The following is a 12,330-nucleotide window of genomic DNA, read 5'->3' as shown; positions in this document are numbered from 1 at the left end:
TTCAGCTGAGCGTCTCAAGTTTTTTTAGTGATATTCTGTCAATCAGTTCAGCAGGGAAATAATAAAATGACATTAGAGCCGAGCGGAGATAATTCTTATTAAGCTGAATGGGTTGAGTAATAATTTTCTTAATTGCTTCTATGCTTACTTTTTTCTTGTAAACCTTATGGACATAACGATGAAGTTTTTTGTAGTATGCAGGATGATAAGTATTTCTGAACATCAAAGAAAGATCATCCGAATCTGTCCAGTTTGTTTTTTCTTTCATTTGTTCTTTTACAATTTCATAAAATTTTGTTCCGGGTAACGGATAAGACACGGAAATTCCTATCTCGTCTGGCATAAGTTCTAAAACCATTTTGATTGTTTTCTTTATATCTTCTTTTGTTTCATTCAGATAACCGAACTGAAGAAAGAAAGCAACTTTAATATTTTTTGATTTAAGAAGTTTGGTTGCTTTATAAATTTCGTCAACAGTTGTTCCCTTATCCATTGCATCAAGAATTTTTTGTGAACCGGATTCAGCTCCCACCCAAACAATATCAGCACCGGATTCTGCTAATGCATCAATTGTATCTTCTTTCAAAAGTAAATCAACACGCGATTGAATTTTGTATCTGAAACTCAAATTTCTTTGCTTAACCAAATCTCTGAACTCCTGAACCCAACCTGGTTTTAGGCCAAAAATATCATCACAAAACCAAAAGTATTTTACACCAAATTTTCTCTGAAGGAATTCAATTTCATCAACCACATTTTGTGGAGAACGGGAATTGTATCTGTTTCCATAAATTGGTTTTGCACACCAATTACATTTGAAAGGACAACCTCTTGTTGTTGCAATGTTTAGAGTAAATTCTTTTCTTCCTTCACTCCAAATTTTTTTATAATCATCAATGTTTAGTAAATCCCAGGCAGCCATCGGGAATACATCAAGATTTCTTTCAATCTGTCTGGGATTTGTTTTTATAATCTGATTAGCACTTTTATAAATAATTCCATCAACATCAAAAACATTATTAGTATTTGTAGTTAATTCATCCAGAAGCTCTTTCAATGTATGTTCCGCTTCGCCAATAATAACAAAATCTGCTCCGGCATTTAAATATTTTTCATAATGATCGGTTGCATCGGAAGAAGATACTATAACGGTTATATTTTTTTGTTTTGCAATTTCAGTCATTCGGAAAGCAGCTTCACGCATATTCGTAAGACACATTTTTGTCAGATAATTAAATCCATCATCATAAATAATCAGGTAATCGGGTTTGTAATTGGAGATTGCAGTAATTATATCTTCGGGAGATTTTCTCAATGCAGTATCAAATAAATTTACTTCGTAACCAGATGCTCTGAGGAAAGATGCTGCAGTAATAGTTGCAAGAGGCGGAAATGGTTGTTTTGCTTTCCATTGTTTTGGATCGAATCTATAAAAGTAAGAATGAGTAAATAAAATTTTTTTAGTCATCACATCAAGGTAATATTTAATTTTTGCTGAAGTTGAATAAGCTTTTGATCTAAGGAGATTAAAACTTTCTTCTGAAAAAATTTCGGATGATATTTAGATTCACACTTAGTTGCTTTGAATGCAAGAGCAAAATCTTTTTCATCAAAATAATTAAATTTTTTCCTGGTAGCGTTTGAAAAAATTTTCATTGCAAGGTCATCAAGCATATCACCAAAGCGATTGTTCAATAAAAACTCAATGCTCTTTTGAAAGCGGCTGCTTTTATTATCAATCAATTTATTATTTCTTTTGGGAAAATTGGGAAAGAAATTTTTAATCCAGATATTCCTAGAATAAAATTCATCATAATATTTTTTACCGAATGTCGGAATAAGTGTGGCTATTTCAGTTGCAGTGAATACATTCTTTTCCTCTATTTCAAGATGATTATAATCAATGTAATAGTTTATGCAAAAAACTTTTCTTGAGTTGAGAAGAAATATTTTTTTGAACAATGTAAGAAAAAGTCTGGCGACCCAAAGTCTTCCGGGTTCGGTAACAATCAGATAATCCACATCTGAGTCTTTCTCCATATATCCTTTTGAAATTGAACCGGTAAGAAAAATTGCACGCACGTAAGGAAACTTTGAAATAAATCTTGACATTCTGAAAGCAGATTTGATTTTCTTTTCGCAGAGAGAATTTCCTTTTAATCTTCTTGAAACAAATTCAGGATTGTTTTGAAGGAGGTAAAAATCATTTATTCTGCAAACCAGTTTGTTATTATAAAGTTGTTCCAACTCTGAAGTAACTTCAGCTGTGCTGCAATGATTAACCGGCAGATTGTGATAAATCTCTTCGGCTTTAAGTGGATAAGAGAAAATATCGTAATAAGCCAGTGTTTTTATAATATTTTTACTTAGTAGTGACAACATAAAATGATTGGGAAAACATCCGCTTTCCATTAGTGAAAATAATCAAAGAAAGGTGACATAAAAAGTTGCGATTAGTTTTTACTGGCTTTTTTAATAAGTATTTTTGATAATAAAAAAACTAAAAATTATTCACGGGGAAAGAAAAGGTTCTTTATGGAAAAATTACTTTTACTCGGTGCCGAAGCAATTGCTCAGGGTGCAATTGATGGAGGAATGTCTGGCGTCTATGCTTATCCGGGAACACCTTCAACAGAAATAACCGAATATGTACAAAATAACAAAATTGCGATTGAAAGAAATATTCATCGCAATTGGTCTGCGAATGAAAAAACCGCAGTTGAAGCAGCGCTCGGAATGAGTTATGCGGGCAAGCGTGCAATGGCTTGTATGAAGCATGTTGGTTTAAATGTCGCAGCCGACCCTTTCATCAATGCCGCAATAACAGGAGTTAATGGCGGACTTGTAATCACAGTTGCAGATGATCCGTCAATGCATTCATCGCAAAATGAGCAGGACTCAAGATTCTATGGAAAGTTTGCAATGATTCCAATGCTTGAGCCGTCAAATCAGCAGGAAGCTTATGATATGGCTTATGAATCTTTTGAATTATCTGAGAAGTTTAAAATTCCTGTGCTTATCAGAATCACAACAAGATTATCTCACTCACGCTCAGGTATTAAAAGAAAAGAAATTAAACAGGAAAATCCACTAACTTATCCTGATGATCCGATTCAGTTTGTTCTTCTTCCATCGAATGCACGAAAGAGATACAAGGGTTTATTGGGAATTCAATCTGCCATAGAAGAAGCTGCGGAAAATTCAAAGTATAATAAATTCATTGATGGTAACGATAAATCACTCGGAATTATTGCCTGCGGAATCGCTTTTAATTATCTGATGGAAAATTATCCAGAGAATAATTGTCCGTTTCCAATTTTAAAGATCGGGCAGTATCCTATGCCTTATTCTTTGCTTGATAAAATTGTGAATGAGTGTGAGAAAATATTGGTGCTTGAAGATGGATATCCATTTGTTGAAGAACAGATTAAAGGTTACTTTGATAAAAGCGGCAAGATTACAGGCAGACTAAGCGGCGCAATTCCAAGAGATGGCGAATTAAATCCTGATATCGTTGGAAAAGCATTGGGAAAAGAAGTAAAACAGTTTTTCAAAATTCCGGAAATAATAAAAAATCGTCCGCCGGAACTTTGCTCGGGTTGTGCACACAGAGATATTTACAATGCACTTAATGAAACGATGAAAGAATTTGGTAAACAAAAAGTCTTTTCTGACATCGGTTGTTATACACTTGGTGCACTTCCACCCTGGAATGCAATCAATTCTTGTGTTGATATGGGAGCTTCAATTACAATGGCAAAAGGTGCTGCTGATGCCGGCGTTCGTCCTTCTGTGGCTGTAATCGGTGATTCAACTTTTACTCACAGCGGAATGACTGCTTTGCTTGATTGTGTTTATGAAAACACTCCGGTTACAATTATAATTGCTGATAATGCAACAACGGCAATGACCGGTGGACAGACTTCTCCGGCAACAGGAAGACTTGAAGAAATTTGTATCGGACTTGGGGTTAAACCTGAGCATGTGCGTGTGCTAACTCCACTACCAAAATTTCATGAAGAAATGGTTAAAGTAATCCGCGAAGAACTTTTATATGAGGGTGTTTCTGTAATTATTCCAAGGCGAGAATGTATTCAAACAGCAACGAGAAGTAAAAAAGAACAGAAAGTTAAAACTGAAGAGGTTGCACAATGAAAGCAGATATAATTTTATCAGGTGTTGGTGGACAGGGAATAGTATCAATTGCTGCAACAATTGCGCAAGCAGCATTGGATAACAATCTTTTTATCAAACAATCAGAAGTTCACGGAATGAGTCAGCGCGGAGGAGCAGTTTACTCACACCTAAGAATTTCTGATAAAGAAATTGCAAGTGATCTTATTCCGCTTGGTCGGGCAGACATTATTATTTCTGTTGAACCGATGGAATCTCTCAGATATTTACCCTGGCTTAAAGAAGATGGATGGCTTGTAACTAATTCAACTCCGTTTATTAATATTCCCGATTATCCCGATTTGAAAGTATTACATTCAGAGATAGAAAAATTTCCAAATCATATATTAATTAATGCAGATGAAATAGCTCGGCAGGTTAAATCACCGCGTTCATCAAATATTGTTATGCTTGGAGCAGCTTCACCTTTTTTAGAAATTCCTTTTGAAAATTTTGAAGAAGCAATAAAAAAAATCTTCGGAAGAAAAGGGGAGAAAATAGTTGAGCTGAATATTCAGGCACTTCACGCTGGAAGAGAATTCTCACTAACACATCAGAAAGAAAAAGTGTAGAAAAAGAATGTATGTATGACTGAATGCCTACCTTCGACAGGTAAATTTGAATGGTGGAATGATTGATTGAATGATGGTGTATAAAGGAAGATTCGAAGAGTTTTGTGTCCTCAAATAAATCAGAATTGTTTTAGTAGCCGCAACCTTCAGATTGTGGTTGATGTAAAATCACGCTGGCTGAAGCCTGCGGCTACTTTTGCTAATCAAACTGCACTATACGCAGCTTCTACATCAGAAATTTCTTTTGGTATTGGTCTTCCTAAAACTTTGTAACCTGTTTCTGTTACAAGAATATTATCTTCTATTCTGATTCCACCGAAGTTTCTGTATTCTTCAACTTTGTCGTAGTTAATAAAGTTTTTTAATTTCTTCTTTGCTTTCCATTGATCAATAAGTTCGGGAATAAAATAAATTCCCGGTTCACAGGTGAATACAAATCCGGGCTTCAGTTCTTTTGCAAGTCTGAGATAAGCTAATCCAAACTGTTCGCTTCGTTTAGTTTTGTCGTCGTAACCAACAAATTGTTCACCGAGTCCTTCCATATCGTGGACATCAAGCCCCATCATATGTCCAAGTCCGTGTGGAAAGAACAATGCGTGTGCGCCGGCTTTAACAGCTTCGCCCGGATTGCCTTTCATTATGCCAAGTTGAATTAGTCCGGCAGCAATAATTTTTGCCGCAGTTAGATGAACATCAACGTGCTTAACGCCGGGTTTTATCATATTAATTGCATTCTTCTGGGCTGTAAGAACTATTTCATAAATGTCTTTTTGTCGCTGAGAAAATTTTCCGCCAACGGGAATTGTTCTCGTAATATCGCTTGCATAAAATTCATAAGACTCTGCACCAGCATCGCAAACAAGTAACTTGCCTTCCTGAAGCTGATTGCCGTGAAAGTGATTGTGAAGAGTTTGTCCGTTAATCGAAATTATCGGATGAAATGAAACTCCGTTTCCAAGAGAAAGTGCAATTCCATTCAGTGCTGCATAAATATCGTTCTCGGTTAAACCGGGTTTTGCCATTCTCATTGCAGTTGTATGCATCTGATAGGCAATTTCGAGTGCATATTCTATTTCGGCAACTTCTTCAGCAGCTTTAACTGATCTTTGTTCAACCACAGCTTCAATTAATTTCTTTGAAGCTTTCTTATTTACTTTATAAGGATCATCATCAAGAAGTGATGCAAGCTTCAGATTGTGTTCGCTGCGATACAACGGTAGAAAGTGAATCTTTACTCCTTTGCTGATTTTTGTTTTCAGGAATTTTTTAAGATTAGAAATTGAATCAGAATTCTGCACACCAACTCTTTCAGCAAGTTCGGCAAGTTTTGGCTGAGGTCCCATCCAAACAATATCTTCAAGAGTGTATTCGTATCCAAACAGATATTCTTTGTTTTCATCTACATCAATAATTCCGGCAAGATTAGGAATCGGCAAACCAAAGTAATAAAGAAAAGAACTATCCTGTCTGAAGTTGTAAGTATTAGCAGGATAATTTATCGGTGCCTCATCATTGCCTAAAAATAAAAGTAATCCTGATTTGAAATTTTTCTTCAGTTCTTCTCTGCGGTTGATATAGATTTGACGGTCAAACATAAATTCTCCTGTGAATGGAAATTGAAAATAATCTTATAGCAAAATTAACAATAAATTTTTGCAATTCTTGGAAGGTTAATTATAAATGAGTTAAAAAATTTTGTGGTGATTATCGAAATACTTTCTTAACAGACATTACAATAAAAAACAATAATGCCTGAAGCAGAATTATTGTTGCACCACTTGGAACATCGAGATAATATGAAATCCACAATCCAACAATTGCTGTGGTAATTCCAAAGACAATTGAAAAGGTTGTCATTTTACTGAAAGATTTGTTTATCAGTCTTGAAGCAGCTGGTGGAATTACCAGAAATGCTGCAATCAGAACAATTCCCACTACTTTAATTGAAACTACAATTGTAACTGCAATTAAAATACTAAGAATATAATCATCAAACTGAACAGGAACTCTGTCAGCTTGTGCAAGTTCCCTGTCGAAAGAAGAATAAGCCCACCGCTTCCAGAAAGGCGAAAACAAAATCGTAATAAAAATTAATATGGCAGGTGCAATAACATCGGTAATTGATACGGCGAGAATTGATCCGAACAAATAATTAAAAGCATCGCTTGAATATTGTCTTTTCATAAAAATGAAAATAATTCCTAGTGCCATCGAGATAGAAAAGAAAATACCGATAGTTGTATCGCCTGCAAGATTGGTTTTGTTTTTTACATAAGTGATTCCGATTGCAACAAGAATTGTAAACGGAACAGCAGTTAGAAGAGGTTCCTGATCGAGTAAAATTCCCAAAGCAACACCACCGAAAGCAGCATGAGCAAGTCCGCTTCCCAAAAAACCCAATCCGCGCTGAACAACAAAAACTCCATAGTAACTTGCAAGAAAACCCACAAGTATTCCCGCAATTAAAGCGCGCTGCATAAACGGAAGTGATAAAAATTCAAACACAGAAATAAACCTTAACGTTTTGCTTTGTTAGTTTCTAATTGTCCTCTTTCGATGAACTCAAGATGATAAAGTAATAATCTAAGTTTCCTAATCATACAATCATTCAACCATTCATTCATTCAACCATTCATCCATTCATACTTACCAACCTAAGGCAAGCATTCACACTTTCAATCATTCATCAATTCAGTTTACTTAAATGAAGTTAGCCATTCATTCACACATTCATCTTCACCTGCCCAGGGTAGCCATTCAACCATTCATTCAATTAATTCTGACTTTATGTTCGTGTCCGATATGACCGAAAGCTGTTCTTAAATTCTGTTCGCTCAATGCTTCTTCCGGATGACCAAAACTAACTTGCTTTCTGTTGAGTAGCAAAACAAAATCAGAATGATGATGTGCAACATGCCAATCGTGAGTAATCATTAACACTGTTGCATTTGATTTATGCTGATAAGCTTCCAGCAGATTATAAAGATCTGCTTCTCCGATTGCATCAATTCCTGTTGCTGGTTCGTCAAGCACTACAAGTTTTGGATTGCGAACGATACTTCTTGCAAGACAAACTCGCTGAAGTTCTCCACCTGACAGTTCCGTAATCGGACGATAAGCCAGATGTTCTGCTTTAACCATTTCAAGTGCTTTAACTGAATTTGTTTTATCATTTCCCCTCACTGACCACGGCCATTTTCTTAGTAAACCCGACGCAACAAGTTCAATTGCAAGAGCAGGAAAATTTCTGTCCATTGTTTTTATCTGAGGAACATAACCAATTAACTGCGGATCAATCTCATCAGGATGTTTATCAAAAATTTTTATTTGACCAGAATAATCCTTTATCAAACCGAGAAGTATTTTCATCAATGTTGTTTTGCCGGCACCATTCGGACCCACAACAGAAACAAAAGAATTTTCCGGAATAGAAAAGTTAAGATTCTCGAGAACTTTAATATCACCGTAACTCAGTGAAAGATTTTTTACTTCGACGGCATTCATTTTAATTCATTTACAATTGTTTTCAGATTTTCTGATATAATCTGCTCATAAGTTTTTAAATCACCTGTTCCACCGAAAGGATCCAATTCAACTGTTTTGATTCCGACTGATTCAGCCAAAACTTTAGCAGGTTTACTGATGTGTTGCTTATTTATAAAAATTGCCTTCACATTTTTTCTTTTGATTTCTTCTGAAATATTCTTCAGAAATTTTGGTGTAACCTGCTGTCCCGGTGAAATTTCGAGTGAGCCGACAACATCAATTCCATATCTTTTGAAAAAGTAATCATAAAACGGATGCGCTGAAAATACTTTATTGTGTTTAACTGATTTTATTTCAACTCTTATTTTACTATCAAGTTGAATTAGTTTTTGAGAAAACAACTCAGAATTTTTTCTGAATAAATCTTTCTTTTCCGGATAATATTCAGAAAGAATTTTTGTAAGTGAATCAAGCATTGAATTAACAGTTAACGGATCTGACCAGAAATGCGGATCTGTTCCGTAATGATGATGTGTGTGATCATCTGTATGATGCGAATGATCATCACTCATTTCAATGTTTAACAGAAAATCTTCCGGAACCAGTTTTAGTAACTCAACTTTGGTTTCAACATCAATTTTTGCTGCCCAACCGTCAAGAGATTCAGCACCATAAAAAAATATTCTTGCACTCTGAATTTTTTTATAGTCTGAAGGTGACATTTCATAGGTATGAGGATCAGCGCTGCCAGGAAGTAAAACATCTATTGTAATATCGCTTCCAGCAATTTCCTGAACTATTGCTTTGAACGGATAAATCGTAACAACAATATTTTTTTCTTCAGATTTTTTGTTTGAACAACTGGCAAATATCAGAAGAGATAATAATAAAAGTATGGCTTTAAAGGATTTCATTTCTTTGCTGAGTTAACATTCTGCTTTTTCCGAAAGATGTAATAAAGTCCTAATAAAACAAATGGAATACTTAAAATTTGTCCCATATTAATTGGTAAAGCGGATTCAAAAGCAGATTGGTTTTCTTTCAGAAATTCAACAAAAAATCTGAACCCAAAAATCAGGATAAGAAATAATCCGAATAAATATCCGGGCTTAAGTGAAGAGGATTTTTTATTATAAATCAGATATAGAATGATGAATGAAAGAAAATAAAATAAGGATTCGTAAAGCTGAGTAGGATGTCTGGGTATTTCATCAACACGAACAAACACAAAAGCCCATGGAACATCAGTAGCTTTACCGATGATTTCAGAATTAAAAAGATTACCAAGTCTTATCAAAGCACCACCAAGAGCAACAACGATTACAAGCCGGTCTAAAATCCAGATCATATTCTGATCTTTTTTCTTTCGTGAGAAAAGATAAAGTGCGGTAAGAATTCCGATTGCAGCACCGTGTGAAGCTAATCCGCCCTGCCAGACTTTCAGTATCTCGACCGGATTTGTTAGATAATATGCCGGATCATAAAACAAACAATGACCTAACCTTGCGCCAATAACAGTTCCGAGAATAACATAAATCGAAAGTTGCTCGAGATCTTCAAGCGGTTTCTTTTCCCGTTGATACACTTTTGTTAGGATCATATAACCGAATACAAAAGCGAGAGCAAATAAAAGTCCATACCATCTCAATGAAAACGGACCAAGTTTCATTATTTCCGGACTAACCTGCCACCAGATAGAGCTGATAATCATAATCTTCAGTAAAATATTTTTTTATACAAGTAATATAGCTAAGATTTCTTTTTACTTGTTTTCTTTTTGCTCTTTGATTCTTCCTTGTTATTCGCAAGTTCAACACATTCTTCAAAAGTGAAGGATGATGGATCACGATCTTTGGGAAGTTTAATGTTTTTCTTTCCGGCTTTAAGATATGGTCCCCATCTTCCGTTTAATATTTGATATGTGGGATCTTCATCAAAGACCTTGATAAATTTTTCTGAGTCAGAAACACGTTTTGCATCAATTACCTGTATTGCTTCATCAAGCGTAATTGTATGCGGATCAAATTGCTTTTTAATTGAAACATATTTGTTATCGTGTTTGATGTATGGACCAAATCTTCCGATACCCGCAATTACTTCTTTGCCCTCATATTCTCCAACAACTCTCGGGAGTTTAAACAACTCAAGAGCTTCTTCAAGAGTTATTGTTTCTATTTTCTGATCTTTACGCAAAGGCGCATAAACCGGTTTGGCTTCAGGATTATTCGGATCGGTTTTTTGTGCAACCGGACCAAAGCGAGCAATTCTTACAGAAACAATCCAACCGTTTTCCGGATCATTACCCAAAATTCTTTCTCCCGAAACTCTTTCACCTGTTTCAGTTGTATGAATAACTTTATCGTGGAATGGGAAATAAAATTCCTTCAGCATTTCTTCGTACTTCAATTTTCCCAATGCAATTTCGTCAAGTTCTTCTTCAACTTTTGCTGTAAACTGATAATCCATTATCTGCGGAAAATGTTTCATCAAAAAATCTGTTACAACCATTGCGATATCCGTAGGAAAAAGTTTTCCTTTATCTGCGCCGGTAATTTCAGTTTTAATTTCTTTCTTAAGTTTTCCGTTTTGCGCAAGAGTAATTACACGATACTCTCTTTCTTTTCCATCTCTTTCTTCTTTGTGAACATAACCACGCTTTTGAATTGTGCTTATTGTTGGAGCATAGGTAGAGGGTCTTCCTATTCCAAGTTCTTCAAGTTTTTTAACAAGACTTGCTTCTGTATATCGCGCTGGCGGACGAGTGAATCTTTCTGTTGCTGTAATTAACTGGGCATTAAGCTTCATATCTTTTTTAACCGGCGGAAGAATTCCTTCTTCACCATTTTCAATATTTTCTTCATCGGTATCTTCAAGATAAACTTTCAGGAATCCGTCAAACAGAATTACTTCGCCTTTGGCAGTGAACAAATCATCAAGCTTTGAACCTTTTATTTTAACAGTAGTTCTTTCTATTTCTGCATCACTCATCTGAGAAGCGATTGCTCTTTTCCATATCAACTCGTATAGAGCTTTTTCATCTTTAGAACCACTTATAGTTTCTCTTGAAAAATCTGTTGGACGAATTGCTTCGTGAGCTTCCTGTGCATTTGCTGATTTTGTCTGATAAGTTCTTTTGTGATGATATTCTTCTCCGAAATCTTTTTTAATTGTTTGCTCGGCAGCATCAAGAGCAAAATCAGAAAGATTAACCGAGTCAGTTCTCATATAAGTTATATAGCCCGCTTCATAAAGTTTCTGAGCAATAAGCATTGTTCTTGAAACAGAATACCGAAGTTTTCTTGCAGCTTCCTGCTGAAGTGTTGATGTTGTAAAAGGTGCTGCAGGCGATCTCTTAAATGGTTTTGTTTCTATTTCCTGAATGACAAATTCAGAAGCGGAACACTTATTAAGAAATTCTTCAACTTCTTTTTCGTCTTTAAGAAATCTGGCAAGTTCAGCTTTTAAAGTTTGTTCTTTTCCTGATTCGTCTTTAAATGAAAACAATCCAACAACTTTAAATCTTGATTCAGGAACAAACGCATCAATCTCTCTTTCGCGTTCAACAATTAATCTTACTGCAACAGATTGTACTCTTCCTGCAGAAAGTCGGGTTTTTATTTTTCTCCAGAGAATCGGTGAGATTTCAAATCCCACCAATCTGTCTAAAACTCTTCTTGCCTGCTGAGCATCAACAAGATGATAATCAATTCCTCTCGGATTCTGAATGGATTCAAGAATAGCTTTCTTTGTTATTTCATCGAACACTATTCTTTTAATTTTTTCTTCGGGAAGTTCCAAAGCTTCTTTAAGATGCCAGGAAATTGCTTCACCTTCGCGGTCTTCGTCAGTTGCAAGCCAGATTGTTTCAGCTTTCTGAGCAAGTTTCTTTAATTCTTTTACAACCTGTTTTTTATCTTCGGGAATTTTATAAATCGGTCTGAAGTGATTTTCAATATCAACTCCTTTATCTTTCTTTACAAGATCGCGTATGTGTCCGTAAGAAGATGCAACAAGAAATTCTTTGCCGAGATAATTTTCTATTGTCTTTGCTTTAGCAGGGGATTCTACAATAACAAGATTTTTTGCCATAACTTTCTTT

General features: G+C 35.3%; 10 protein-coding genes. 2 read left to right on the top strand and 8 right to left on the bottom strand.

Features of this window, described 5'->3' with window-relative positions; translation table 11 throughout:
* Position 1: 1 nt before the first annotated feature.
* Both Q0X14_RS10275 and Q0X14_RS10270 read right to left on the bottom strand, forming a co-directional pair.
* Positions 2 to 1,468 carry a radical SAM protein gene (locus tag Q0X14_RS10275; RefSeq protein WP_297837928.1) on the bottom strand — a complete coding sequence of 489 codons (1,467 nt, stop codon included), beginning with the start codon at positions 1,466 to 1,468 and terminating at the stop codon, positions 2 to 4.
* Positions 1,468 to 2,382, bottom strand: coding sequence for a nucleotidyltransferase domain-containing protein (locus Q0X14_RS10270; RefSeq protein ID WP_297837926.1), 915 nt, complete (start codon positions 2,380 to 2,382; stop codon positions 1,468 to 1,470). Before Q0X14_RS10270 ends, Q0X14_RS10275 begins: the two co-directional genes overlap by 1 nt.
* Positions 2,383 to 2,535: 153 nt before the next feature.
* Between Q0X14_RS10270 and Q0X14_RS10265 the strand changes: the two genes are divergently transcribed.
* Together Q0X14_RS10265 and Q0X14_RS10260 are read left to right on the top strand one after the other, a co-directional pair.
* Positions 2,536 to 4,155, top strand: a complete 1,620-nt coding sequence (locus Q0X14_RS10265) for a thiamine pyrophosphate-dependent enzyme (protein ID WP_297837924.1) — start codon at positions 2,536 to 2,538, stop codon at positions 4,153 to 4,155.
* Entirely contained in the window at positions 4,152 to 4,745 is a 594-nt protein-coding gene (locus Q0X14_RS10260; protein ID WP_297837921.1) for an indolepyruvate oxidoreductase subunit beta, read from the top strand. Before Q0X14_RS10265 ends, Q0X14_RS10260 begins: the two co-directional genes overlap by 4 nt.
* 203 nt (positions 4,746 to 4,948) lie before the next feature.
* Here the strand turns inward: Q0X14_RS10260 and Q0X14_RS10255 are convergent, their stop codons facing one another.
* From Q0X14_RS10255 to topA, 6 genes are all read right to left on the bottom strand, one after another.
* Positions 4,949 to 6,340: an aminopeptidase P family protein gene (locus Q0X14_RS10255; protein ID WP_297837918.1), complete on the bottom strand. Its 1,392-nt coding sequence runs from the start codon at positions 6,338 to 6,340 to the stop codon at positions 4,949 to 4,951.
* 109 nt (positions 6,341 to 6,449) lie between these two features.
* Positions 6,450 to 7,250, bottom strand: coding sequence for a metal ABC transporter permease (locus Q0X14_RS10250; protein ID WP_297837915.1), 801 nt, complete (start codon positions 7,248 to 7,250; stop codon positions 6,450 to 6,452).
* Between the two features lie 264 nt (positions 7,251 to 7,514).
* Positions 7,515 to 8,249 (bottom strand): metal ABC transporter ATP-binding protein, encoded by a 735-nt coding sequence (locus Q0X14_RS10245; RefSeq protein ID WP_297837913.1) that lies wholly within the window; start codon positions 8,247 to 8,249, stop codon positions 7,515 to 7,517.
* The gene (locus tag Q0X14_RS10240) at positions 8,246 to 9,145 is read right to left on the bottom strand and encodes a metal ABC transporter substrate-binding protein (RefSeq protein WP_297837910.1); all 900 of its coding nucleotides are present in this window, start codon (positions 9,143 to 9,145) and stop codon (positions 8,246 to 8,248) included. Before Q0X14_RS10240 ends, Q0X14_RS10245 begins: the two co-directional genes overlap by 4 nt.
* Positions 9,142 to 9,942, bottom strand: a complete 801-nt coding sequence (gene lgt / locus Q0X14_RS10235) for a prolipoprotein diacylglyceryl transferase (RefSeq protein WP_297837908.1) — start codon at positions 9,940 to 9,942, stop codon at positions 9,142 to 9,144. Before lgt ends, Q0X14_RS10240 begins: the two co-directional genes overlap by 4 nt.
* Before the next feature lie 38 nt (positions 9,943 to 9,980).
* A complete protein-coding gene (gene topA / locus Q0X14_RS10230; RefSeq protein WP_297837906.1) occupies positions 9,981 to 12,320 on the bottom strand; it encodes a type I DNA topoisomerase in 2,340 nt (779 codons plus the stop codon).
* Positions 12,321 to 12,330: the final 10 nt, after the last annotated feature.

This window comes from Ignavibacterium sp., from assembly GCF_025998815.1.
Classification (GTDB): Bacteria; Bacteroidota; Ignavibacteria; order Ignavibacteriales; family Ignavibacteriaceae; genus Ignavibacterium.
This window is presented reverse-complemented; position numbering and strand designations above follow the sequence as displayed.